This window comes from Neisseria cinerea, assembly GCF_900475315.1.
Classification (GTDB): domain Bacteria; phylum Pseudomonadota; class Gammaproteobacteria; order Burkholderiales; family Neisseriaceae; genus Neisseria; species Neisseria cinerea.
The window spans coordinates 1,258,191-1,281,438 of record NZ_LS483369.1 but is presented as its reverse complement, the minus strand read 5'-3'; the positions used below and the strand labels follow the sequence as shown (position 1 = coordinate 1,281,438).

Annotated in this window: 24 protein-coding genes; 20 read left to right on the top strand and 4 right to left on the bottom strand. The window is 53.8% G+C overall.

The window, feature by feature from the left end; all coding sequences use genetic code 11:
• The first annotated feature begins 83 nt into the window (after positions 1-83).
• The 8 genes from DQM57_RS06630 to DQM57_RS06590 all read left to right on the top strand — a co-directional run bounded on the left by DQM57_RS06630 (position 84) and on the right by DQM57_RS06590 (position 9,164).
• Positions 84-911, top strand: coding sequence for a class I SAM-dependent methyltransferase (locus DQM57_RS06630; RefSeq protein ID WP_108044024.1), 828 nt, complete (start codon positions 84-86; stop codon positions 909-911).
• A gap of 263 nt (positions 912-1,174) precedes the next feature.
• Positions 1,175-2,581, top strand: a complete 1,407-nt coding sequence (gene murC, locus DQM57_RS06625; RefSeq protein ID WP_167395556.1) for a UDP-N-acetylmuramate--L-alanine ligase — start codon at positions 1,175-1,177, stop codon at positions 2,579-2,581.
• A gap of 150 nt (positions 2,582-2,731) precedes the next feature.
• A complete protein-coding gene (locus DQM57_RS06620) occupies positions 2,732-3,646 on the top strand; it encodes a D-alanine--D-alanine ligase (protein WP_039854349.1) in 915 nt (304 codons plus the stop codon).
• Positions 3,636-4,364 (top strand): cell division protein FtsQ/DivIB, encoded by a 729-nt coding sequence (locus DQM57_RS06615; protein ID WP_107960598.1) that lies wholly within the window; start codon positions 3,636-3,638, stop codon positions 4,362-4,364. The genes DQM57_RS06620 and DQM57_RS06615 overlap by 11 nt, the downstream gene beginning before the upstream one ends.
• Before the next feature lie 85 nt (positions 4,365-4,449).
• A complete protein-coding gene (ftsA, locus tag DQM57_RS06610; RefSeq protein WP_111727326.1) occupies positions 4,450-5,697 on the top strand; it encodes a cell division protein FtsA in 1,248 nt (415 codons plus the stop codon).
• A 122-nt stretch (positions 5,698-5,819) separates the two neighbouring features.
• Positions 5,820-6,998, top strand: a complete 1,179-nt coding sequence (gene ftsZ / locus DQM57_RS06605; protein WP_003676708.1) for a cell division protein FtsZ — start codon at positions 5,820-5,822, stop codon at positions 6,996-6,998.
• Positions 6,999-7,133: 135 nt separating this feature from the next.
• Positions 7,134-8,444, top strand: a complete 1,311-nt coding sequence (locus DQM57_RS06595) for an NCS2 family permease (RefSeq protein WP_003676704.1) — start codon at positions 7,134-7,136, stop codon at positions 8,442-8,444.
• A gap of 99 nt (positions 8,445-8,543) precedes the next feature.
• The gene (locus tag DQM57_RS06590; protein WP_111727325.1) at positions 8,544-9,164 is read left to right on the top strand and encodes an L-threonylcarbamoyladenylate synthase; all 621 of its coding nucleotides are present in this window, start codon (positions 8,544-8,546) and stop codon (positions 9,162-9,164) included.
• 165 nt (positions 9,165-9,329) lie between these two features.
• Here DQM57_RS06590 and DQM57_RS06585 read toward each other — a convergent pair whose 3' ends face one another.
• Positions 9,330-9,776 (bottom strand): Rrf2 family transcriptional regulator, encoded by a 447-nt coding sequence (locus tag DQM57_RS06585; protein ID WP_111727324.1) that lies wholly within the window; start codon positions 9,774-9,776, stop codon positions 9,330-9,332.
• A gap of 173 nt (positions 9,777-9,949) precedes the next feature.
• Between DQM57_RS06585 and DQM57_RS06580 the strand changes: the two genes are divergently transcribed.
• Together DQM57_RS06580 and DQM57_RS06575 are read left to right on the top strand one after the other, a co-directional pair.
• Complete coding sequence (locus DQM57_RS06580; protein WP_108044029.1) at positions 9,950-10,339, top strand: hemerythrin domain-containing protein; 390 nt, start codon at positions 9,950-9,952, stop codon at positions 10,337-10,339.
• A 28-nt stretch (positions 10,340-10,367) separates the two neighbouring features.
• Complete coding sequence (locus DQM57_RS06575; RefSeq protein ID WP_111727323.1) at positions 10,368-11,525, top strand: NnrS family protein; 1,158 nt, start codon at positions 10,368-10,370, stop codon at positions 11,523-11,525.
• Positions 11,526-11,588: 63 nt separating this feature from the next.
• Here the strand turns inward: DQM57_RS06575 and DQM57_RS06570 are convergent, their stop codons facing one another.
• Positions 11,589-12,461: a prephenate dehydrogenase gene (locus tag DQM57_RS06570; protein ID WP_111727322.1), complete on the bottom strand. Its 873-nt coding sequence runs from the start codon at positions 12,459-12,461 to the stop codon at positions 11,589-11,591.
• Positions 12,462-12,544: 83 nt separating this feature from the next.
• Between DQM57_RS06570 and DQM57_RS06565 the strand changes: the two genes are divergently transcribed.
• The 10 genes from DQM57_RS06565 to DQM57_RS06520 all read left to right on the top strand — a co-directional run bounded on the left by DQM57_RS06565 (position 12,545) and on the right by DQM57_RS06520 (position 21,334).
• Entirely contained in the window at positions 12,545-13,357 is an 813-nt protein-coding gene (locus tag DQM57_RS06565) for a carbon-nitrogen hydrolase family protein (protein ID WP_111727321.1), read from the top strand.
• A 92-nt stretch (positions 13,358-13,449) separates the two neighbouring features.
• Positions 13,450-14,325 (top strand): DMT family transporter, encoded by an 876-nt coding sequence (locus DQM57_RS06560; protein WP_111727320.1) that lies wholly within the window; start codon positions 13,450-13,452, stop codon positions 14,323-14,325.
• Between the two features lie 117 nt (positions 14,326-14,442).
• Complete coding sequence (locus DQM57_RS06555) at positions 14,443-15,672, top strand: multidrug effflux MFS transporter (RefSeq protein ID WP_197711719.1); 1,230 nt, start codon at positions 14,443-14,445, stop codon at positions 15,670-15,672.
• 38 nt (positions 15,673-15,710) lie between these two features.
• Positions 15,711-16,838, top strand: coding sequence for a prephenate dehydratase (gene pheA / locus DQM57_RS06550; protein ID WP_111727318.1), 1,128 nt, complete (start codon positions 15,711-15,713; stop codon positions 16,836-16,838).
• Positions 16,839-16,874: 36 nt separating this feature from the next.
• On the top strand, positions 16,875-17,615 hold the full coding sequence (gene recO, locus DQM57_RS06545; RefSeq protein WP_111727317.1) for a DNA repair protein RecO: 741 nt from the start codon (positions 16,875-16,877) through the stop codon (positions 17,613-17,615).
• Between the two features lie 60 nt (positions 17,616-17,675).
• The gene (gene pdxJ, locus DQM57_RS06540) at positions 17,676-18,404 is read left to right on the top strand and encodes a pyridoxine 5'-phosphate synthase (protein WP_111727721.1); all 729 of its coding nucleotides are present in this window, start codon (positions 17,676-17,678) and stop codon (positions 18,402-18,404) included.
• Positions 18,405-18,453: 49 nt separating this feature from the next.
• Positions 18,454-18,831, top strand: coding sequence for a holo-ACP synthase (gene acpS / locus DQM57_RS06535; protein WP_003676682.1), 378 nt, complete (start codon positions 18,454-18,456; stop codon positions 18,829-18,831).
• A gap of 76 nt (positions 18,832-18,907) precedes the next feature.
• Positions 18,908-19,720 (top strand): NUDIX domain-containing protein, encoded by an 813-nt coding sequence (locus DQM57_RS06530; RefSeq protein ID WP_111727316.1) that lies wholly within the window; start codon positions 18,908-18,910, stop codon positions 19,718-19,720.
• Positions 19,713-20,135: a hypothetical protein gene (locus DQM57_RS06525; RefSeq protein WP_111727315.1), complete on the top strand. Its 423-nt coding sequence runs from the start codon at positions 19,713-19,715 to the stop codon at positions 20,133-20,135. The genes DQM57_RS06530 and DQM57_RS06525 overlap by 8 nt, the downstream gene beginning before the upstream one ends.
• A gap of 56 nt (positions 20,136-20,191) precedes the next feature.
• Positions 20,192-21,334 carry a THUMP domain-containing class I SAM-dependent RNA methyltransferase gene (locus tag DQM57_RS06520; RefSeq protein ID WP_111727314.1) on the top strand — a complete coding sequence of 381 codons (1,143 nt, stop codon included), beginning with the start codon at positions 20,192-20,194 and terminating at the stop codon, positions 21,332-21,334.
• A gap of 57 nt (positions 21,335-21,391) precedes the next feature.
• Here the strand turns inward: DQM57_RS06520 and DQM57_RS06515 are convergent, their stop codons facing one another.
• Both DQM57_RS06515 and tsaE read right to left on the bottom strand, forming a co-directional pair.
• Positions 21,392-22,642 carry an N-acetylmuramoyl-L-alanine amidase gene (locus tag DQM57_RS06515; protein ID WP_101119414.1) on the bottom strand — a complete coding sequence of 417 codons (1,251 nt, stop codon included), beginning with the start codon at positions 22,640-22,642 and terminating at the stop codon, positions 21,392-21,394.
• Positions 22,639-23,100 (bottom strand): tRNA (adenosine(37)-N6)-threonylcarbamoyltransferase complex ATPase subunit type 1 TsaE, encoded by a 462-nt coding sequence (tsaE, locus tag DQM57_RS06510; RefSeq protein ID WP_111727313.1) that lies wholly within the window; start codon positions 23,098-23,100, stop codon positions 22,639-22,641. The genes DQM57_RS06515 and tsaE overlap by 4 nt, the downstream gene beginning before the upstream one ends.
• Positions 23,101-23,248 lie beyond the last annotated feature (148 nt).

Below are 23,248 nucleotides of genomic sequence, written 5' to 3'. Positions count from 1 at the left end.
TTTCAGACGGCCTTTTTGCAACTTGGCAGCCGTATTGTGCGGGAGTATGATGTAAATAGGAATTTCTCTCATTGGATGTTGCCATGTCTGCAAAAATCTCTCCCGAAACCGTTTCTGCACTGTCCAGTACCATGCTGATTCCCCTGTGGGCAAAGGCCGTAGAGCAGGGTAGGGCACAGCCGCTTTTGCGCGATGACGAAGCCGTGCGGATGTTGGACAAGATTGACTACGACTTCGGCAGGTTTGCCAAAGCCAAAGCATCACAGGTCGGTTGCTGCGGGCGGGCGAAGCTGTTGGATGATATGACCCGGCACTTTATCGCCGAACATCCCGATGCCGTCGTCGTACAAATCGGCGCGGGGCTGGATGCGCGTTACGAACGTTTGGGCAGGCCGCGCATTACCGCTTGGTATGATTTGGATTTGCCGGAAGTGATTGAAGTGCGGCGTATGCTGCTGCCCGAGTCGGACAATCATTATCTGGGTGCGTCCATGTTCGACGAAACGTGGATGAACACCATCGTCGCGCACGGAAAACCCGTGTTGCTCGTGATCGAAGGCGTGTTGATGTATTTTGAAGAGGCGCAGGTGCAGAACTTTTTCAAACAGGTTGCCCTCCGTCTGCCGCAAGCCCAGCTTGCCTTTGACACCATACCCCAAGCTCTTGCCGGACAAAGCAAACGCCACGACGCGCTCGGCAAAATGGACAAGCCGCCCGAGTTCCGCTGGGCGATAAGCGGCACGGACGACATCCGACGCCTGATGCCGGGTGTGGAAATCATCGAAGAAGCGGGCTTGAGCAGCGTCTGCAAACCGTGTTATCCGTGGCTCTTACGCCTTGTGTATGCGACCGCGTGGGGACGGCGCAAATTGGATATGCGCTTGATGAGGATACAGATGCCGTCAAGTTGAGAAGCGCGAGGTCGTCTGGAAACCGGTTTCAGACGGCCTTATATTTTGTTTTTTCAGGTGTTTCGGTATATGAAATCGAGTTTGAAAATGGGAAGGAAAGCAGAGTTTGCCGCCGAGTGCAGCCTTATTTTTAACTATATTGCCATCGATATGAAATCCTGTATGCCGAAACATCTGTAATTTACAAGAAAACTATGGCGTAGAAGCGGATAGCCCTTTAAAATAACGCCTTTACGCATCGAAATCCACCGGAACGCAACATTATGATGAAAAATCGAGTTACTAACATCCATTTTGTCGGTATCGGCGGCGTCGGCATGAGCGGTATCGCCGAAGTCTTACACAATTTGGGCTTTAAAGTTTCCGGTTCGGATCAGGCGCGAAATGCCGCTACCGAGCATTTGAGCAGCCTGGGCATTCAAGTTTATCCTGGCCATACCGCAGAACACGTTAACGGTGCGGATGTTGTCGTTACCTCTACCGCCGTCAAAAAAGAAAATCCCGAAGTTGTCGCTGCGCTGGAGCAGCAAATCCCCGTCATTCCCCGCGCCCTGATGCTGGCGGAGCTGATGCGCTTCCGTGACGGCATCGCCATCGCCGGCACGCACGGCAAAACCACGACCACCAGCCTGACCGCTTCCATCCTCGCTGCGGCAGGTCTCGACCCCACTTTCGTTATCGGCGGCAAACTCAATGCCGCAGGTACCAACGCCCGTTTGGGCAAAGGCGAATACATCGTCGCCGAAGCCGACGAATCCGATGCCTCTTTCCTACATCTAACCCCGATTATGTCCGTCGTCACTAATATCGACGAAGACCACATGGATACCTACGGACACAGCGTCGAAAAACTGCATCAGGCGTTTGTTGATTTTATCCACCGTATGCCGTTCTACGGCAAAGCGTTTTTGTGTATTGACAGCGAACACGTCCGCGCGATTTTGCCCAAAGTGAGCAAACCTTACGCCACTTACGGCTTGGACGATACCGCCGATATTTACGCGACCGACATCGAAAGTGTTGGCGCGCAAATGAAATTTACCGTTCATGTGCAAATGAAAGGACATGAGCAAGAGCCGTTTGAGGTTGTTTTGAATATGCCCGGCCGCCACAACGTCCTCAATGCCTTGGCAGCCATCGGTGTTGCGCTGGAAGTTGGCGCATCGGTTAAAGCGATCCAAAAAGGCTTGCTCGGCTTTGAAGGTGTCGGCCGCCGCTTCCAAAAATATGGCGACATTAAATTGCCAAACGGCGGAACTGCTTTGCTGGTGGATGATTATGGCCACCATCCTGTCGAAATGGCGGCAACCCTTTCCGCTGCACGCGGTGCATACCCTGAAAAACGTTTGGTATTGGCCTTTCAGCCGCACCGCTATACCCGTACACGCGATTTGTTTGAAGACTTCACCAAAGTCCTCAATACCGTTGACGCGCTGGTGTTGACCGAAGTTTATGCCGCCGGTGAAGAGCCGATTGCCGCGGCCGATTCCCGCGCCCTTGCCCGCGCCATCCGCGTATTGGGCAAACTTGAGCCGATTTACTGCGAAAACGTTGCCGACTTGCCTGAAATGCTGTTGAACGTTTTACAGGATGGCGACGTCGTGTTGAACATGGGCGCAGGCAGCATCAACCGTGTACCTGCCGCGATGTTGGAGTTGTCGAAAACCTGAGGCGCAACTTTTATCGTGATGCCGCGATAGCTGCCCGATGAAGCGATGTTTTATCAGGTAGGGCAAACGAGATCAAGGTCGTCTGAAAACCCGATTTGTTTTCAGACGACCTGTATCAAACAAAAAAGCAATCAAGAAAGAACAAAAACAATGCAGAATTTTGGCAAAGTAGCCGTATTGATGGGTGGCTTTTCCAGCGAACGCGAAATCTCGCTGGATAGCGGTGCCGCCATTTTGAATGCCTTAAAAAGCAAAGGCATAGATGCGCACGCCTTCGACCCTAAAGAAACGCCCTTGGCGGAATTGAAAAACCAAGGTTTCCAAACTGCTTTCAATATCCTCCACGGTACCTACGGCGAAGACGGTGCCGTTCAGGGTGCGTTGGAATTGTTGGGCATTCCTTATACCGGCAGCGGTGTCGCCGCTTCCGCCATCGGTATGGACAAATATCGCTGCAAACTGATTTGGCAAGCCTTGGGGCTGCCTGTTCCCGAGTTTGCCGTTTTACATGAAGACTCTGATTTCGATGCCGTCGAACAGCAACTCGGCTTGCCCATGTTCGTTAAACCGGCAGCCGAAGGCAGCAGCGTCGGCGTGGTGAAAGTCAAAGAAAAAGGCCGTCTGAAAAGCGTGTACGAAGAATTGAAACACCTTCAAGGCGAAATCATTGCCGAGCGATTTATCGGCGGCGGCGAATATTCCTGCCCTGTGTTGAACGGCAAAGGCCTGCCCAGCATACACATCATCCCCGCGACCGAGTTTTATGACTACGAAGCCAAATACAACCGCGACGACACTGTTTATCAATGTCCGTCCGAAGACTTGAGCGAGGCTGAAGAAAACCTGATGCGCGCGTTGGCAGTTCGCGGGGCGCAGGCAATCGGGGCAGAAGGCTGCGTGCGTGTCGATTTCCTCAGAGATACCGACGGTAAGCTGTACCTATTGGAAATCAATACGTTGCCCGGCATGACGAGCCACAGTTTAGTACCGAAATCCGCCGCCCGGACAGGCGTGGATTTTGCCGATTTATGCATTGAAATTCTGAAGACCGCACATGTGGGATAATGCTGAAGCAATGGGACGGCTGACGCGCTGGCTGCTTGTTATTGTGGCGGTGTTGCTGGCTTTGTCGGGATTCGTTTGGTTTTATAATTCAAATTATCTTCCTGTTAAGCAGGTATCATTAAAGGGTGATTTGGTTTATTCCAATCAAAAAGAACTGGGCGTTTTGGCAAAAAAATATATTCATGGAAATATATTGAGGGCGGATATCAACGGGGTACAGGAGGCCTACCGCCGATATCCGTGGATTGCTTCTGCCATGGTGCGCCGCAGGTTCCCTGATACGGTTGAGATTGTTTTGACAGAACGTAAGCCGGTTGCGCATTGGGGAGACAGTGCCTTAGTGGATAGCGAGGGTAATGTTTTTAAGGCTCGTCTAAACAGACCGGGTATGCCGGTATTTAGAGGCGTGGAAGGAACGTCTGCCGATATACTCCGCCGTTACGGCGAATTTTCGGCAATTTTGGCAAAGCAGGGTTTGGGTATCAAAGAAATAACCTATACGGCGCGTTCGGCGTGGATTATTGTGTTGGACAACAATATCACTGTCAGGCTCGGTCGGGAAAACGATATAAAACGTCTCCGGCTTTTTACCGAGGCGTGGCAGCATTTGTTGCGTAAAAATAAAAATCGGTTATCCTATGTGGATATGAGGTATAAAGACGGATTTTCAGTCCGTTATGACTCCGACGGTTTGCCTGAAAAAGAATCTGAAGAATAGTGAAGCAGGTACTAGAAAGATTATAGTCGTGCCGTCTGAAAACGGTGAGGCACAAATTTCAATTAGTCTTAAGAGCACATGAACAATGGAACAACAGAAAAGATATATCAGCGTATTGGATATCGGCACATCGAAAGTCTTGGCGCTGATCGGTGAAGTCCAGGATGACAACGAAATCCACATCGTCGGTTTGGGACAGTCGGTTTCCCGCGGCTTGCGTGCAGGCATGGTTACCAATATAGATGCCACCGTTCAAGCCATCAGGCAGGCGGTCAATGAAGCCGAGCTGATGGCGGATACCAAGATTACTCATGTTACCACAGGTATTGCGGGCAACCACATCCGCAGTCTTAATTCGCAAGGCGTGGTCAAAATTAAAGACGGTGAAGTCACGCAGGCAGACATTGACCGTGCTATCGAAACTGCAAAGGCAGTCAATATTCCTCCCGATCATAAAATCCTGCATGCCGTCGTTCAGGACTACATCATTGATACACAATTGGGTGTGAGGGAACCTATCGGGATGAGCGGTGTCCGGTTGGATACGCGGGTACATATCATCACCGGTGCAAGCACAGCCGTGCAAAATATCCAAAAATGTATTGAGCGCTGCGGCCTAAAGGTGGATGAAGTGATGTTGCAGCCGCTGGCAAGCGGTCAGGCCGTATTGACTGAGGATGAAAAAGACCTTGGTGTATGCGTCATCGATATCGGCGGAGGCACAACAGATATAGCTGTTTATACCAATGGCGCAATTCGGCATACATCCGTCATTCCGGTGGCCGGCGATTTGATTACCAAAGATCTGTCCCAGGCTTTGAGAACGCCGCATGATGCTGCCGAATATATCAAAATCCATTACGGTGTAGTCTCTCCGGAGATGGAAGGGCTGGATGAAATGATCGAAGTTCCCAGTGTGGGCGACAGGAAGCCGCGTCAGGTTTCCCGTAAGGTTCTGGCAATCGTTATCAGGGAACGTATACGGGAAATTTTGGAGGTAGTGGCTAGCGAATTGCGTAAATCGGGTTTCCCGAAAGAAGTACTGACTTCCGGAATAGTATTGACCGGTGGTACGTCCATGCTGTCCGGTATTGAAGAACTTGCCGAAGAAGTATTCGAACTGCCCGTACGTATCGGCATACCTCAGGAGATGGGCGGCGTTTCCGAGCGCGTCCGTACGCCGCGCTACTCTACTGTCATCGGACTGCTTCAGGCGGCACGTAGTTTGGAAGGTATCCATGTGCAGCAGCAAGGCGGAATAGTGCAAGACAAAGAAGAAGCCGGCAGTGGTTTGTGGGCAAGGTTGAAGAGGTGGTTTGAAAACAATCTCTAAACAGACAGGTTGCCGTTTGACAGGGTAAGAAGTATTTTGCAAGTAACAAGGTACTTCTTATATAATAATAAATAATAATTTATTTTCAACCGTCCTCTGAATGGGCGAGCAGGAGTTTTTGAATGGAATTTGTTTACGACGTGGCAGAATCGGCAGTCAGCCCTGCGGTGATTAAAGTAATCGGATTGGGCGGCGGCGGTTGCAATGCAATCAATAACATGGTTGCCAACAATGTGCGCGGTGTGGAGTTTATCAGTGCCAATACGGATGCGCAGTCTTTGGCAAAAAACCATGCGGCGAAGAGAATCCAATTGGGTACGAATCTGACACGCGGTTTGGGTGCGGGTGCCAATCCCGATATTGGCCGCGCAGCCGCCCAAGAGGATAGGGAAGCCATTGAAGAAGCCATTCGCGGTGCAAACATGCTCTTTATTACGACCGGCATGGGCGGCGGTACCGGTACCGGTTCGGCTCCGGTTGTTGCCGAAATCGCCAAGTCGCTGGGTATCTTGACGGTTGCTGTGGTTACCCGACCGTTCGCATATGAAGGTAAGCGCGTCCATGTCGCACAGGCAGGTCTGGAACAGTTGAAAGAACACGTCGATTCGCTGATTATTATCCCGAACGACAAATTGATGACGGCTTTAGGCGAAGACGTAACCATGCGCGAAGCCTTCCGTGCCGCTGACAATGTATTGCGTGATGCCGTTGCCGGCATTTCCGAAGTGGTTACTTGTCCGAGCGAAATCATCAACCTCGATTTTGCAGATGTGAAAACCGTGATGAGTAATCGCGGTATCGCCATGATGGGTTCGGGTTATGCCCAAGGTATCGACCGTGCCCGCATGGCAACTGATCAGGCCATTTCCAGCCCGTTGTTGGATGATGTGACGTTGGACGGTGCGCGCGGTGTGCTCGTTAATATTACAACTGCACCCGGTTGTCTGAAAATGTCCGAGCTGTCCGAGGTTATGAAAATCGTCAATCAAAGCGCGCATCCTGATTTGGAATGCAAATTCGGTGCCGCAGAAGACGAAACCATGAGTGAAGATGCAATTCGGATTACCATTATCGCAACCGGCTTGAAAGAAAAAGGTGCGGTTGAAGCCGCTCCGGTCAGAGAAACTGAATCGGTTTCCTCATCCAAACAGGCGCAAAGCTACAATGTAGAAGGTATGATTCGCACTAATCGCGGCATCCGTACCATGAACCTGACGGCTGCGGATTTCGATAATCAGTCTGTCCTTGACGATTTTGAAATCCCTGCAATTTTGCGTCGTCAACACAATTCAGACAAATAATGTGCCGTTTGCCGTAAACCTATTGCCTCCCGAACCGGTTTTCCCGATTTGGGAGGTATATTTTTCAATATGCCGAATCCTGTGCGGTTTGCGGTGTGCGGGCTCAGATTTTTTACTTGAAACGGACTGCTAGATATGGATATTTCAAAACAAACATTGCTGGATAGGGTTTTTAACCTGAAGGCAAACGGTACGACGGTACGTACCGAGTTGATGGCGGGTTTGACGACCTTTTTGACGATGTGCTACATCGTTATCGTCAATCCCCTGATTTTGGGCGAGACCGGAATGGATATGGGGGCGGTATTCGTCGCCACCTGTATTGCATCCGCCATCGGCTGTTTTGTCATGGGTTTTATCGGCAACTATCCGATTGCGCTTGCCCCGGGTATGGGTTTGAACGCGTATTTTACCTTTGCGGTTGTTAAAGGTATGGGTGTGCCTTGGCAGGTGGCTTTGGGTGCGGTATTTATTTCAGGTTTGATTTTCATCCTGTTTAGCTTTTTCAAAATCAGGGAAATGTTGGTCAATGCTTTGCCTATGGGTTTGAAAATGTCGATTGCTGCCGGTATCGGTTTGTTTTTGGCACTGATTTCCCTGAAAGGCGCGGGTATTATCGTTGCCAATCCGGCAACCTTGGTCGGTTTGGGCGATATTCATCAACCGTCTGCGTTGTTGGCACTGTTCGGTTTTGCTATGGTGGTTGTTTTGGGATACTTCCGCATTCAAGGTGCAATTATCATTACCATCTTGACCATTACCGTTATCGCCAGCCTGATGGGTTTGAATGAATTCCACGGGGTAATAGGTGAAATGCCGAGCATTGCACCGACTTTTATGCAGATGGATTTTAAAGGGTTGTTTACCGTCAGCATGGTCAGCGTGATTTTCGTCTTTTTCCTGGTTGACTTATTCGACAGTACCGGAACACTGGTCGGTGTATCGCATCGTGCCGGACTTCTGGTGGACGGTAAGCTGCCCCGTCTGAAGCGCGCACTGTTGGCCGATTCAACCGCTATTGTGGCGGGTGCGGCTTTGGGTACTTCTTCGACGACACCCTATGTGGAAAGTGCGGCGGGCGTATCGGCAGGAGGCCGGACAGGTCTGACGGCGGTTACCGTCGGCGTATTGATGCTCGCCTGCCTGATGTTTTCACCGTTGGCGAAAAGTGTTCCGGCATTTGCCACAGCACCCGCCCTGCTTTATGTCGGTACGCAAATGCTCCGCAGTGCCCGGGATATTGATTGGGACGATATGACGGAAGCCGCGCCTGCGTTCCTGACCATTGTTTTCATGCCGTTTACTTATTCGATTGCAGACGGCATTGCTTTCGGCTTCATCAGTTATGCCGTAGTCAAACTTTTGTGCCGCCGAACAGGGGATGTTCCGCCTATGGTATGGATTGTCGCCGTATTGTGGGCACTGAAATTTTGGTATTTGGGTTGATTGATCCGATATTAAAAATGCCGTCTGAAATTTTCAGACGGCATTTTGTTTGGATTTTGGGCGTACAATACGGAAAACATGACGATAAGGACACAAACCATGGCACAGTTTTTTGCCGTTCATCCCGACAATCCCCAAGAACGCCTCATCAAGCAGGCAGTCGAAATCATCAATCAAGGCGGTGTGGTGGTTTATCCGACCGATTCGTGTTACGCCTTGGGTTGCAAACTCGGCGATAAGGCGGCGATGGAACGCATACTCTCCATCCGAAAAATCGATCAGAAACACCATCTGACACTGGTCTGTGCCGATTTGAGCGATTTGGGTACATATGCCAAAATCGACAACGTACAGTTTCGTCAGCTTAAAGCCGCTACACCAGGGCCTTATACTTTTATTTTACAGGCGACGAAGGATGTGCCGGCGCGCACCTTGCACCCGAAACGCAAAACCATCGGGCTGCGTATTCCCGATAATGCCATTGCACAAGCCCTGCTGGAGGAGTTGGGAGAACCGCTTTTAAGCTGCACCCTGATGCTGCCCGAAGACGGCGAGCCGCTGACCGACCCTTATGAAATACGCGACCGTTTGGAGCATGCCGTCGATTTGGTGATTGACGGCGGCTGGTGCGGAACCGATCCGACTACCGTCATCGACATGACCGACGGCACAGAATTGGTACGCCAAGGTTGCGGCGATACGGCAGTGTTCGGTTTGTAGGACAACAGATGCCGTCTGAAGCATAAGCCGTTCAGACGGCATCATATCCCTCGCCGCCGGCAGAAATCCAAAATGCCGGCACATATCGTGCCCGGGCGGAATATCCGTCTGAAACATTAAATAAAATGCCGTCTGAAAACGGGTTCGGACGGCATTTTTGCAGCTTCAATTTTTCGTCACAATCGGGATTTTCGGCTCGTAGAGCAAGTCGTAAGTCGGTTTGTCGAGCAGGTCTTGGAGTGTGAAGCCGTCCAGATAGGTAAAAAACGACTTTATCGCGCCGCTGAGTATGCCTGTCAGGCGGCAGGACGGTGTAATCAGGCATTCATTGTTTGGCCCCATGCATTCGACCAACTGCATCGGTTCGAGATGACGGACGACCGCACCGATATTGATGCAGTCGGGCGGTGCGGCAAGCCTCAGGCCGCCGCCTTTTCCGCGTACGCTGTGTAAGAATCCGCCTTTGACCAGCGAAGTAACCACCTTCATCAAATGACTTTTGGAAATACCGTATGTTTCGGCGATGGTGCCGATATTGACAAGCATATCGTCATTGATGGCGGCATAGATGAGGACGCGCAGACCGTAGTCTGTATGTTGGGTCAGATACATGATTTTTTCAGTATGGTTCGTTATTTTTATTGTCGCTGTCCAAGTTTCACAGAAAATACCTTAAAGGTTGAAACTTTGTCAGTCAGGGCGGTAGAATGCAGCCTGTTCGCGGTAGTATGCCGTCTGAAACAGGCGGGCTGCCGTTTGATAATTTATTATTGTAACTCAAAATCATGAAACCGTTGAAACGACATTCGGCACTTATTGGACTTTCGCGCGAGCATCACCATTCGCTTTCCCTGTGCGTGCGCCTGCTGCGTACGCCGGAAGAGGAACACCGGAACGAGCTCGAGCCCCATTTTGCCGAGCTGGAAGTCCATTTTCGCGAAGAAGAAACCATGTTCGCCCCTGTCTGGCAGAATATTGCCCCCGAGCTCAAAGCCCGTTTCGAGAGGGACCATGCCAAACTGCGGCAGATGATGGCGGAACCAGAATACGGGAGCAAAGTATGGAACACGGATTTTGCCGTAACGCTTCGCGATCATGCGCGGTTTGAAGAACGCGAACTGTTTCCTGCCGTAGAACCTTTTTTGCCGTCCGAGCCCGCCGGTTCGGAGGGGTAAATATATTAATGAAGAATAAGGAACACACATGAATGCATTTACCAAGCACCCCGTCTGGGCGATGGCGTTCCGCCCGTTTTATTCACTGGCGGCACTGTACGGCGCATTGTCCGTATCGCTGTGGGGTTTCGGCTACAAGGGGACGTACGAACTGTCCGGCTTTTACTGGCATGCGCATGAAATGATCTGGGGTTATGCCGGTCTCGTCGTCATCGCCTTCCTGCTGACCGCCGTCGCCACTTGGACGGGGCAGCCGCCTACGAGGGGCGGCGTTCTGGTCGGGTTGACCGCCTTTTGGCTGGCTGCGCGGATTGCCGTCTTTATCCCGGGTTGGGGTGCGGCGGCAAGCGGCATACTCGGTACGCTGTTTTTCTGGTATGGCGCGGTGTGCATGGCTTTGCCCGTCATCCGTTCACAGAATCAACGCAACTATGTCGCCGTATTCGCAATATTTGTGCTGGGCGGCACGCATGCGGCGTTTCACGTCCAGCTTCATAACGGTAATTTTGAGGGGCTGTTGAGCGGTTTGCAGTCGGGGCTGATTATGGTGTCAGGTTTTATCGGCCTGATTGGGATGAGGATTATTTCGTTTTTTACGTCTAAACGTTTGAACGTGCCGCAGATTCCCAGTCCGAAATGGGTTGCGCAGGCTTCGTTGTGGCTGCCCATGCTGACTGCCATGCTGATGGCGCACGGTGTGTTGGCTTGGCTGTCTGCCGTTTTTGCCTTTGCGGCAGGTGTGATTTTTACCGTACAGGTTTACCGTTGGTGGTATAGGCCCGTGTTGAAAGAGCCGATGCTGTGGATTCTGTTTGCCGGTTATCTGTTTACCGGATTGGGGCTGATTGCGGTCGGCGCGTCTTATTTCAAACCTACCTTCCTCAATTTAGGCGTGCACCTGATCGGTGTGGGCGGTATCGGCGTGTTGACTTTGGGCATGATGGCGCGTACCGCGCTCGGTCATACGGGCAATTCCATTTATCCGCCGCCCAAATCCGTTCCGGTCGCATTTTGGCTGATGATGGCGGCAACCGCCGTCCGCATGGTTGCCGTATTTTCTTCCGGTACCGCCTATACGCACAGCATACGTACATCTTCGGTTTTGTTTGCCCTCGCGCTTTTGCTGTATGCGTGGAAGTATATTCCTTGGCTGATACGTCCGCGTTCCGACGGCAGGCCCGGTTGAGTAAAACCGCCGCAGATTCCCGGTCTGCGGCGGTTTTGGCTTGGACGGAATGCCGTCTGAACATCAATTCTCATCAGACCAGCCGTCGCGCGTGGCTTTGGCTTCTTCAAAATAACGGTACAGGGAGGGGCGGTCCCGGTTAAGGAGGATGGTTTCCAAAGTGTCCAACTGCCTGCCCAAGCCCCGAATCAGCTCCAACAGGTTGTCCCTGTTGGCAAGGCAGATGTCCGCCCACACGGCAGGGTGGCTGGAGGCGGTGCGGGTAAAGTCCTGAAAGCCCGTGGCGGCAAATTTAAGATACGTCTTTCCGTCGGGGTGGTCGAAAAGCTGGTGGACATAGGCGAAGGCGGCAAGGTGGGGCATATGGGAGACGGCGGCAAAAACCGCATCGTGTTTTTGCGCGTTCATCGTATAAATTTCGGCCCCGACGGCGCACCATAGGTTTTCTATCAATGAAATGCCGTCTAAATCTTCGCCGCCGTGTGGTGTGATGATGAGTTTTCTATTTTGGAACAGGCCGTACTGTGCCGAATCTGCCCCGCTTCTGTCGGAGCCGGCAATCGGGTGGGCGGCAATACAGCGGTGAATGCTGTCGGGCAGGCAGCGTCGGAAAGCCTCGATAACGGAGATTTTGGTGCTGCCGACATCGGAAATCCAAGCGTGGGCGGGTAAAACGGGTGCAAGCGCGGTTAAGATGCCGGAGACGGAGGCAACAGGCGTGGCGATAACAATCAAATCCGCATCGGCGATGCTGTTTTTATCGATGACGGCGGAAGCCCGGTCAATCACGCCGCGTTCCAGCGCACGTTGCAGGTTGTCGCGGTCGGTGTCGATGCCGGTAACGGTACGGACGAGTCCCTGTTTCTTGAGGTCTAGGACGAACGAACCGCCGATCAGCCCGACGCCGACGAGGACGATATGGTTCAAAATGTGCATTTGTGTAAAAGACTTTCGCAAAGTACCGTCATGGTAGCGTATCGGCGGAATATCCCGCAAGATGGGCGGGTAAAGGAGGAAAAGTGGACAAAATCAGAATAGCCGCCGTGCAGATGGTTTCCGGGCTGTCTCCCCATAAAAATATCGAAACCATGAGGCGTTTGGTTAAAACAGCGGCGCAGTGTGGTGCGGATTGGGTGCTGCTGCCCGAATATTGGGTGCTGATGGGCACAAACGATACCGACAAACTTGCGCTTGCCGAGCCTTTGGGCGGCGGACGATTTCAGACGGCATTGAGCGAAACGGCGAAAGCGTGCGGCGTGGTGCTGTTTGGCGGAACCGTGCCGCTGCAAAGCAGCGAGGCGGGCAAGGTGATGAATACGCTGTTGGTGTACGGACGGGACGGCGTAAGAACGGGTCTGTACCACAAAATGCACCTCTTCGGTTTTTCCGGTTTGGGCGAACGCTATGCCGAAGCCGATACCATCAGCGCGGGGCGGGAAGTGCCGCACTTGTCGGCAGAAGGCGTGCCGGTGGCGGCAGGTATTTGTTACGATGTCCGCTTTCCCGAATTTTTCCGCCGCCAGCTGCCGTTTGACGTATTGATGCTTCCGGCGGCATTTACCCATACGACTGGTAAGGCGCACTGGGAGCTGCTTTTGCGTACGCGTGCCGTCGAAAACCAATGTTATGTTGTGGCGGCGGCGCAGGGTGGGCTGCACGAAAACGGCAGGCGCACGTTCGGACACAGTATGATTGTCGATCCGTGGGGGGAAGTTCTGGACGTATTACCCGAGGGCGAAGGCGTTGTTATGGCAGACATCGATGCCAACCGCCTGAACAGCGTCCGCAACCGCCTGCCCGCTTTAAAACACATGGTTTTGGATGCCGTCTGAAACCGGCAGGCGGTTTGTTTTGCCCCGCCGGTGTGAAACTTCCTATCCGCCTCTCCGCCAACAAACACAGTTTTTAAGCCGAATAAGTTGAAATGTTTTACCAAATCCTTGCCCTGATTATCTGGAGCAGCTCTTTTATTGCCGCCAAATATGCCTATGCCACCATCGATCCCGCGCTGATGGTCGGCGTGCGCCTGCTGATTGCCGCACTGCTGGTGCTGCCCGTCTGCCGCCGGTATATCGGCAAGATTCCGCGCAGGGAATGGAAGCCCCTGCTGGCGGTATCCTTCATCAGTTATGTATTCACCCTGATGCTGCAGTTTATCGGACTGAAATATACGTCTGCCGCCAGCGCATCGACCATCGTCGGACTCGAGCCGCTGCTGATGGTGTTTATCGGACACTTTTTCTTCAACGACAAAGCCCGTGCCTATCATTGGATATGCGGTGCGGCAGCGTTTGCCGGTATTGCGCTGCTGATGGTGGGCGGGGCCGAAGCCGGCGGGGAAGTCGGTTGGTTCGGCTGTTTTCTGGTGCTGCTTGCAGGAATCGGTTTCTGCACGGCAGTCCGCCCGACTCAACGGATGATTGCCCGTATCGGCGCACCGGCATTTACATCTGTTTCCATTGCCGCCGCATCGCTGATGTGCCTGCCGTTTTCGCTTGCCTTGGCACAGAGTTATACCGTGCATTGGAGCTGGCAGGGCGTGGTGTCGCTGCTGTATTTGGGCGTGGGGTGCAGCTGGTATGCCTATTGGCTGTGGAATAAAGGTACGGGCAGTGTTCCGGCAAACGTGTCGGGACTGTTGATTTCGCTCGAACCCGTCGTCGGCGTGTTATTGGCGGTTTTGATTTTGGGTGAGCACCTGTCGCCCGTGTCCTCCTTGGGTGTGTTTGTCGTCATCGCGGCCACATTTGCTGCAGGCTGGCTGTCGCACAGGGATGCGGAAAGCGGTCATGCCGTCTGAAGCGGTTTCGGGCGTATGCCGGAGGTTCGCCCGCGCCGTTTGAATATGTTAAACTTGTACTGTGTTTACAGCCGTCGTTTGCGACGGTTTCTTTATTTGATTTGAATGGAAATCCACATGTCTCCGACGTCTCCCCCGATGAACGAAAAACTGATGGCGATCCTGATGGCGATGCTGGTTGCGCTGATGCCGTTTTCCATCGATGCCTACCTACCGGCGATTCCCGAAATGGCGCAATCGCTGGGTGCGGATGTCCACCGTATCGAACAGAGCCTGAGTTTGTTTATGTTCGGCACGGCGTTCGGACAGGTGGTCGGCGGTTCGGTGTCCGACATCAAAGGGCGCAAACCCGTCGCTCTGACCGGACTGGCCGTCTACTGCCTTGCCGTTGCCGCCATCGCATTTGCCTCAAGTGCCGAACAGCTCCTCAATCTGCGCGTCGTGCAGGCATTCGGTGCGGGCATGACTGTCGTCATCGTCGGCGCGATGGTGCGCGATTATTATTCAGGGCGGAAAGCCGCCCAGATGTTCGCCCTCATCGGTATTATCCTGATGATTGTGCCGCTTGTCGCGCCCATGGTCGGCGCGGTATTGCAGGGCTTGGGCGGCTGGCAGGCGATTTTCGTTTTCTTGGCGGCTTATTCGCTGGTGTTGCTCGGTTTGGTGCAATATTTCCTGCCCAAGCCTGCCGTCGGCGGCAAAATCGGCAGGGATGTGTTCGGGCTGGTGGCTGGGCGGTTCAAACGTGTTTTGAAAACACGCGCCGCCATGGGGTATCTGTTTTTCCAAGCATTCAGTTTCGGCTCGATGTTTGCTTTTTTGACCGAATCGTCCTTCGTGTACCAGCAGCTTTACCGCGTTACGCCGCATCAATACGCTTGGGCGTTTGCACTCAACATCATCACGATGATGTTTTTCAACCGTATTACCGCGTGGCGGCTCAAAACCGGCGCACATCCGCAAAGCATCCTGCTGTGGGGGATTGTCGTCCAGTTTGCCGCCAACCTGTCCCAACTCGCCGCCGTGCTGTTTTTCGGGTTGCCCCCGTTTTGGCTGCTGGTTGCGTGCGTGATGTTTTCCGTCGGTACGCAGGGTCTGGTCGGTGCGAACACGCAGGCATGCTTTATGTCTTATTTTAAAGAAGAGGGCGGCAGCGCAAACGCTGTATTGGGTGTATTCCAATCTTTAATCGGCGCGGGGGTAGGTATGGCGGCGACCTTCTTGCACGACGGTTCGGCAACCGTGATGGCGGCAACCATGACCGCGTCCACCTCTTGCGGCATTGCGCTTCTGTGGCTCTGCTCGCATCGTGCGTGGAAAGAAAACGGGCAAAGCGAATACCTTTAACGGAAAATGCCGTCTGAAACCGTTTCAGACGGCATTTGATGTTAGAATGCACGATAAATCACCATTCAGACAAAATCATGTCCCACCACATCGACGAACTCCTCCTTCCCCACCGCAACGCCATCGACACCATCGATGCGGAAATCCTGCGCCTGCTCAACGAACGCGCGCAACACGCACACGCCATCGGCGAACTGAAAGGTACGGGCGCGGTATACCGTCCGGAGCGCGAGGTTGCCGTGTTGCGCCGCATTCAGGATTTGAACAAAGGCCCGCTGCCCGACGAATCCGTCGCCCGCCTGTTCAGGGAAGTGATGAGCGAGTGCCTCGCCGTAGAACGCCCGCTGACCATCGCCTATCTGGGACCGCAGGGTACGTTTACCCAACAGGCGGCGATTAAGCATTTCGGTCATGCCGTACACACTATGGCGTGTCCGACCATAGATGACTGCTTCAAACAGGTTGAAACGCGTCAGGCGGATTATCTGGTCGCCCCCGTGGAAAATTCGACCGAAGGCTCGGTCGGCCGTACGTTAGATCTGCTTGCCGTTACCGCGTTGCAGGCTTGCGGCGAAGTCGTCTTGCGCATACACCACAACCTTCTGCGTAAAAACAGCAGCAGTACCGAAGGCATCACCAAAGTATTTTCGCACGCACAGGCGTTGGCGCAGTGCAACGACTGGCTGGGCAGACACCTTCCCAACGCCGAGAGGGTGGCGGTCTCCAGCAATGCCGAAGCCGCGCGGCTGGTTGCCGAATCGGACGACGGTACGGTTGCCGCCATTGCCGGGCGTACTGCGGCGGAAATCTACGGACTCAGCCCCGTTGCCGAGTGCATTGAGGATGAGACGAACAATACCACGCGCTTCCTGGTTATGGGTCATCATGAAACCGGTGCCGACGGCAGCGACAAAACCTCGTTGGTCGTTTCCGCACCCAACCGGGCAGGCGCGGTTGCCTCGCTGCTGCAACCCCTGACCGAATCAGGCATTTCCATGACCAAGTTTGAGAGCCGTCCCGGAAAGGCGGCGTTGTGGGAATACCTGTTCTTTATTGATATCGAGGGACACCGGACGGATGACAAGGTTCAGACGGCATTAAAACAGTTGGGCGGGCGCGCTTCGTTCGTCAAAATCATCGGTTCGTATCCGACTGCCGTTTTGTAGTCGCGGCAGCGTTCAGACGGCATTTCCCCAACGATTATGTCCGAATACCGAGTCAACCACGAACCCGTTTTTATGCTGGCATCTTCGCCTTGGCGCGAAAGCAGCCTGTGGGTTGAAGCATTCAGCCGCCGTTACGGGCGTGTGGCTTTGCTGGCGCGCAGCGCGCGCAAACGGCAGAGCGAGCTGCGCGGCGTATTGGTTCCGTTCGTCCCTGTCAGTGTGTCGTGGTACGGCAGTCAGGAACTCAAAACCCTTCACCGCGCCGAATGGATCGGCGGTTGGCGGCAGCCGCAGGGCAGGGCGTTGTTTGGCGGATTGTATGTGAACGAGCTGGTTTTAAAACTGACCGCGCGCGAAGATCCCATGCCTGAGTTATACGATGCATTGGCTGAAGTGATGAAGGCAGTTTGCTGCGAGGCAGATCATGTTGCCGATTTGCGCCGCTTCGAGTGGAAGCTGTTGACGGCCTTAGGCGTCGCCCCCGATTTGCATACGGACGGAGAGGGCAGGGAAATCCAGTCGTCCGCCAGATACTGTATCAGACCGGAAGAAGCAGTCATGCCCGTAGGCAGGGAATGTGTTTTGCCGTCTGAAACCGTCATTGTTGCCGACGGGCAGAGCCTGATTGATTTGCAGACGGGCAGTTTCGGCAGTGTGCAAAGCCTTCAGGATGCCCTGAAAATCACACGGCTGCTGACAGGCAGCCTGCTTCCTGAAGGGGTGAAGTCGAGGCAGGTGTTGGAACAGATACGGCAGTTTGACCGTCGTGCAACATAGGTGCCGACGCAGCGTACCGGTATGCTGCAAAATAAAAAATCGAAGAGGAAAGGAAACATCATGCTTTTAGGTGTCAACATCGATCACATCGCCACCGTCCGCAATGCCCGCGGCACGACCTATCCCAGCCCTGTGGAAGCGGCATTGGTCGCGGAAACGCACGGTGCGGATTTGATTACCATGCACCTGCGCGAAGACCGCCGCCACATCAAAGACGCGGACGTGTTCGCCGTCAAAAACGCCATCCGCACGCGCCTGAACCTTGAAATGGCACTGACCGAAGAAATGCTGGAAAACGCGCTTAAAGTCATGCCAGAAGACGTGTGCATCGTGCCTGAAAAACGTCAGGAAATCACGACCGAAGGCGGCTTGGACGTATTGGCGCAACAAGAAAAAATTGCCGAGTTCACCAAAATCCTGACCGACGCAGGCATCCGCGTTTCGCTCTTCATCGATGCCGACAACGAGCAAATCCAAGCCGCCTATGATGTTGGCGCACCCGTTATCGAGCTGCACACCGGCGCATACGCCGATGCACGCAGCCATGCCGAACAAATCAAGCAATTCGAGCGTCTGCAAAACGGCGCGCATTTTGCCAGCGATTTGGGCTTGGTCGTCAACGCCGGACACGGACTGACCATACATAACGTTACCCCCATCGCCCAAATCCTCGCCATCCGCGAGCTGAACATCGGACATTCGCTGATTTCGCAGGCACTTTTCCTCGGATTGCCCGAGGCCGTGCGCCAGATGAAAGAAACCATGTTCCGTGCAAGAATGCTGCCGTAAGGGCAGGCAAACCGTTTCAGACGGCATTTCACGACAAAGGAGCGCAAATATGATTTACGGCATAGGCACAGATATTGTTTCCCTCAAACGCATCGTCCGCCTGAGCAAAAAGTTCGGACAGGCGTTTGCCGAGCGCATCCTCACCCCCGAAGAACTGCTTGAATTTCCTCAGGCGGGCAAACCCGTCAACTACCTTGCCAAACGCTTTGCCGCCAAAGAAGCCTTTGCCAAAGCCGTCGGTACGGGCATACGCGGTGCGGTTTCCTTCCGTAACATCGGCATCGGGCATGACGCATTGGGCAAACCCGAATTTTTCTATGCCCCCGCCCTGTCCAAATGGCTGGAGGAACAAGGCATTAGCCGCGTCAGCCTCAGCATGAGCGACGAAGAAGACACCGTATTGGCATTTGTCGTTGCCGAAAAATAAAACAGTACCCATTGGCAGGTCGGATGCCCGAATCCGACCTTTCCGGATTTTGAGACGACCTTCTCCAACCATTCCCATGACCCAAGACACCCGACCCCTTATCCGCGTCGTTGCCGGCATCCTGCTCAACCGGGACGGCGACTACCTGCTCAGTTCCCGCCCCGAAGGTAAACCCTATGCCGGATATTGGGAATTTGCCGGCGGTAAGGTCGAAGCGGGCGAAACCGACTTCCAAGCCCTGCAACGCGAGTTTGAAGAAGAACTCGGCATCCGCATCCTCGCCGCCACGCCTTGGCTGACCAAAATCCATTCCTACGAACACGCCCGCGTCTGCCTGAAATTCCTATGGGTAAACCCCGACCAATGGACGGGCGAACCGCAATCCCGCGAAGGGCAGGAATGGTCTTGGCAGAAGGCGGGTGATTTTACCGTTGCCCCCATGCTGCCTGCCAACGGTGCGCTTTTGCGTTCGCTGTCCGTTCCGCGCCGTTTGTACGGCAGCCTGAAAACAGGTTTGTACGGTGAGAACAGTATGGGTACGTATCGTGTTGTCCCATGCAGTCGGAATGGGACACATGATGCAAACGTTCTGGTCGGTGCGGATTGGCGGCAGACGGAAACAGCCGGAACAGGGCAAAGCGTGTGGGCGGAGGTGGAAACGCATATCCAATGGAGGCAGGCGCAGGAAAAGGGCGCGGATGTTGTCGTGTGGCGCGTGTGCAATGATGTTCAGGCACAAGGGGCGGCAGAAGCCCTGCGTCAGGGCGTATCTGTGCCGCTCGTACTTGCCGCAAACGGACAGACGGTTGCACGTTATGGAAAACTATGGCTCGGATTGGGGGCGCATGCTGTGGTAACGGACGAAGCAATAGGGCAGAACCATGGATAAAAACCGCAAATTACTGCTTGCCGCACTGCTGCTGATTGCCTTTGCCGCCTTCAAGCTCGTTTTGTTGCAATGGTGGCAGTCGCAGCAGCCGCAAGTTGCGGCGGTGCAATGCGATTTGACCGAGGGTTGCACGCTGCCGGACGGAAGCCGTGTCCGCGCCACCTCTGTTTCAACGAAAGAACCGTTCGATATTTATATTGAACACACACCCTCCGGTACGGAGCAGGTCAGTATCAGCTTCAGTATGAAAAATATGGATATGGGATTCAACCGCTATGCGCTTGAGCGACAGCCGTCAGGGGATTGGCGGGCAACACGTATCCGCCTGCCCTTCTGTGTAGAAGGCAGGCACGATTTTACGGCGGACATTACGGTCGGCAGCCAAACATTTCAGACGGCATTTTCCGCCGAATAAATTTTCGGGACGGAAAATCCGTTATTGTCAGAATACCCGTCCGGAAAGGACACGCTATGAATACTTTATATACACTTTTCGCCACCTGCCCGCGCGGCTTGGAAACCGTTTTATCTCAAGAACTCGGAAGCCTCGGCTGTACCGATGTTCAAGCGTTTGACGGCGGCGTTTCCTGCCGCGGCGGATTGGAACAGGCCTACGCCGCTAACCTGCATTCGCGTACTGCCAGCCGTATCCTGTTGCGTCTGACCAAAGGTACATACCGCAATGAGCGGGACATCTACAAACTTGCCAAAAACATCAACTGGTTCAATTGGTTTACTTTACAGCAGACGTTCAAAGTCAAAGTCGAGGCAAAGCGTGCCAACGTTAAGAGCATCCAATTTGTCGGCCTGACCGTCAAAGATGCCGTCTGCGATGCCTTCCGCGATATTTACGATGCCCGTCCGAGTGTGGACAAAACCTCTCCCGATGTCCGTATCCATGTTTTTTTGGATGAGCGCCACGTCGAGGTTTTTATCGATACTTCGGGCGAAGCCCTGTTTAAACGCGGCTACCGCCTGGATACCGGCGAAGCCCCGCTGCGCGAAAACCTTGCTGCCGGACTGCTGCTCTTGGCAGGTTACGACGGCACGCAGCCGTTTCAGGATCCGTTTTGCGGCAGCGGCACGATTGCCGTCGAGGCAGCTTGGATTGCCACAGGCCGCGCACCGGGCATGATGCGCCGTTTCGGTTTTGAGAAACTGCAAAATTTTGATAAAACGCTGTGGTCGGATTTGCGCCGCCGTGCCGAAGTGCAGGTCAAACCCGCTTTTGCACCGATTTCGGGCAGCGACAGCGACCGTCGCATCATTCAGACGGCATTGGCCAACGCACGCAGCGCCGGGGTGGACGACATCGTTTCCTTCAGCGTTGCCGATGCGCAGTCCGTCCGTCCGAACGGCGTGGGCGGCATTATGGTGTCCAATCCGCCCTACGGTGTGCGCCTTGAGGAAGTCCACGCTTTGCAGGCACTTTATCCGCAGTTGGGTACGTGGTTGAAAAAACACTATGCCGGCTGGCGGGTCGGCATGTTTACCGGCGACAGGGAAATGCCCAAATTCATGCGTCTGTCGCCAAAACGCAAAATCCCACTTTATAACGGCAACCTCGATTGCCGCCTGTTTCTGATTGATATGGTGCAGGGATCGAACCGTTGAGGAAAGTGTACAAAAATGCCGTCTGAAAAATGTTCAGACGGCATTTATTTTTCGGAATCAACCCCGTTTTAATACGGATGTATTGATGTAGCGTTGGACACCCGAGGCAATGGATTGGGCGCACTGCCGGCGGAAGGATTCGCTGCCCAGCAGCTTCTCTTCGGCAGGGTTGGACAGGAAGGCGGTTTCGACCAGGATAGACGGCATATCGGGTGCGCGCAAAACGGCGAAATTGGCTTCGTCAACCCTGCCTTTATGCAAGTGGTTGAGCCTACCCAATTCTTCAAGCACCAGGTTGCCGAGTTTGCGGCTGTCGCGCAGTGTAGCGGTTTGCGTCATGTCGAGCAGGGCAGTATCGACATTGCGGTTGCCGCTGGTCGGTACGCCGCCGACCGCGTCGGCATTATTTTGGGTTTGTTCCAAGAATTTGGCGGCAGAGCTGGTTGCGCCTTTGGTGTTCAACATATAAACCCCTGTGCCGCGCGCGGAGGGGCTGGTGAAGGCGTCGGCGTGGATGGAGACAAATACGTCCGCCCGCCGTGCGCGCCCTTTGGCGACACGCACGCCCAAAGGGATGAACACATCTTCGTTGCGCGTCATAAATACATTGTAACCTAATGCTTCCAACTGATTTTTGGTTTCCCTGGCAATGGATAGGACGACATGTTTTTCCTGTAGGCCGCCCGGACTGCTGGCACCGGGGTCTTCACCGCCGTGTCCCGGATCGAGCATGATGACGGGTCTGCGCCCGTTTTTGCCGCGTTCGGTTTGTGCGGGAGTGTTTTGAGCGAGGTCGGCTTCAGGGGAGCCGCGACGGGTTTTGTTCAGGCTGCCGTTAAGCAGCGCCATCATCGGATCGTCGGGATCCATTCCGTGTGGGTAGAGGTCGATAACGAGGCGGTTCTTAAAGCCGCTGACAGGGGGGAGGGAAAAGACTTGTGCGCGTGAGGATTGTTTCAGGTCGATGACGAGGCGGACGGTGGTCGGCGTGTTTTGACCCGCGCGTATGCTGCGGATAAAGGGGTCGTCTGCCATGACTTTCTGAGACAGTCCGTGCAATACGGTATTGATGTTTGCATTTTGTATATCGACGACCAACCTGCCCGGGTTGTCGAGCGTGAAGTGTTGGTATTTGAGCGCGGTTGTGCTTTCCAGCGTCAGGCGGGTGTAGGTGTGCGACGGCCATATCCGTACGGCGGTAAACTGCGGGGCGTGTACCGTTTTGGCAACGGCAGATGCGATAGGGGTCAGGGCGAACAGTGTGCCGGCGGTGCGGCGGATGATTTGTCTTCGTGTCAGTTTGGTCATAGCGGCAGGCTTTCACGTCCTCGTTCAGTATGGGCGGTCAGCAGGCATTTTCTGCCGTCGCCGTCGTGTGTCAATGTTGCGGTGATGTCGGCAGGCGGGGTAAATTCGCCTCCCTGTTGCGGCCATTCGATCAGGCAGACGCTGTTTGCGGAAAACAGTTCGTCCAATCCGGCATCTTCCCATTCTTCGGGCGTGGTGAAACGGTAGAGGTCGAAATGATGCAGGGTAAAGGGTTTCAGCGGATAGGATTCGACGATGGCGTAAGTCGGGCTTTTGACTGGTCCCCGATGACCGAGTCCGCGCAGGATTCCGCGTGTCAGCGTGGTTTTCCCCGCACCCAAGTCTCCCTCTAGATAAATGACCAGGGGTGCATTTAAACGGGAAGACCATGCTTCACCCAAATCGAGTGTGGCGGCTTCATCGGCAAGTAATCGGGAGATGGAGGGTAAATCAGACATGGAAACGATTTGTTGTAAGGTTTGGGGTATTATGGGCAGTTTTGCAGGTTTTGCAAACTTTGCATCTGAGGGGCGGATGCTTCCTGTCCGAGCATTATAACAGCCAAATACAAGTTCTGCTTTCAGACGGCATGGCTGTCAAGAAAAA

What these genes read in the sequence shown, in the direction of transcription:
- DQM57_RS06630 (WP_108044024.1), top strand. Translation starts at nt 84, where the DNA reads ATGTCTGCAAAAATCTCTCCCGAAACCGTTTCTGCACTGTCCAGTACC.
- murC (WP_167395556.1), top strand. Translation starts at nt 1,175, where the DNA reads ATGATGAAAAATCGAGTTACTAACATCCATTTTGTCGGTATCGGCGGC.
- DQM57_RS06620 (WP_039854349.1), top strand. Translation starts at nt 2,732, where the DNA reads ATGCAGAATTTTGGCAAAGTAGCCGTATTGATGGGTGGCTTTTCCAGC.
- DQM57_RS06615 (WP_107960598.1), top strand. Translation starts at nt 3,636, where the DNA reads ATGTGGGATAATGCTGAAGCAATGGGACGGCTGACGCGCTGGCTGCTT.
- ftsA (WP_111727326.1), top strand. Translation starts at nt 4,450, where the DNA reads ATGGAACAACAGAAAAGATATATCAGCGTATTGGATATCGGCACATCG.
- ftsZ (WP_003676708.1), top strand. Translation starts at nt 5,820, where the DNA reads ATGGAATTTGTTTACGACGTGGCAGAATCGGCAGTCAGCCCTGCGGTG.
- DQM57_RS06595 (WP_003676704.1), top strand. Translation starts at nt 7,134, where the DNA reads ATGGATATTTCAAAACAAACATTGCTGGATAGGGTTTTTAACCTGAAG.
- DQM57_RS06590 (WP_111727325.1), top strand. Translation starts at nt 8,544, where the DNA reads ATGGCACAGTTTTTTGCCGTTCATCCCGACAATCCCCAAGAACGCCTC.
- DQM57_RS06585 (WP_111727324.1), bottom strand. Translation starts at nt 9,776, where the DNA reads ATGTATCTGACCCAACATACAGACTACGGTCTGCGCGTCCTCATCTAT.
- DQM57_RS06580 (WP_108044029.1), top strand. Translation starts at nt 9,950, where the DNA reads ATGAAACCGTTGAAACGACATTCGGCACTTATTGGACTTTCGCGCGAG.
- DQM57_RS06575 (WP_111727323.1), top strand. Translation starts at nt 10,368, where the DNA reads ATGAATGCATTTACCAAGCACCCCGTCTGGGCGATGGCGTTCCGCCCG.
- DQM57_RS06570 (WP_111727322.1), bottom strand. Translation starts at nt 12,461, where the DNA reads ATGCACATTTTGAACCATATCGTCCTCGTCGGCGTCGGGCTGATCGGC.
- DQM57_RS06560 (WP_111727320.1), top strand. Translation starts at nt 13,450, where the DNA reads ATGTTTTACCAAATCCTTGCCCTGATTATCTGGAGCAGCTCTTTTATT.
- DQM57_RS06555 (WP_197711719.1), top strand. Translation starts at nt 14,443, where the DNA reads ATGTCTCCGACGTCTCCCCCGATGAACGAAAAACTGATGGCGATCCTG.
- pheA (WP_111727318.1), top strand. Translation starts at nt 15,711, where the DNA reads ATGTTAGAATGCACGATAAATCACCATTCAGACAAAATCATGTCCCAC.
- recO (WP_111727317.1), top strand. Translation starts at nt 16,875, where the DNA reads ATGTCCGAATACCGAGTCAACCACGAACCCGTTTTTATGCTGGCATCT.
- pdxJ (WP_111727721.1), top strand. Translation starts at nt 17,676, where the DNA reads ATGCTTTTAGGTGTCAACATCGATCACATCGCCACCGTCCGCAATGCC.
- acpS (WP_003676682.1), top strand. Translation starts at nt 18,454, where the DNA reads ATGATTTACGGCATAGGCACAGATATTGTTTCCCTCAAACGCATCGTC.
- DQM57_RS06530 (WP_111727316.1), top strand. Translation starts at nt 18,908, where the DNA reads ATGACCCAAGACACCCGACCCCTTATCCGCGTCGTTGCCGGCATCCTG.
- DQM57_RS06525 (WP_111727315.1), top strand. Translation starts at nt 19,713, where the DNA reads ATGGATAAAAACCGCAAATTACTGCTTGCCGCACTGCTGCTGATTGCC.
- DQM57_RS06520 (WP_111727314.1), top strand. Translation starts at nt 20,192, where the DNA reads ATGAATACTTTATATACACTTTTCGCCACCTGCCCGCGCGGCTTGGAA.
- DQM57_RS06515 (WP_101119414.1), bottom strand. Translation starts at nt 22,642, where the DNA reads ATGACCAAACTGACACGAAGACAAATCATCCGCCGCACCGCCGGCACA.
- tsaE (WP_111727313.1), bottom strand. Translation starts at nt 23,100, where the DNA reads ATGTCTGATTTACCCTCCATCTCCCGATTACTTGCCGATGAAGCCGCC.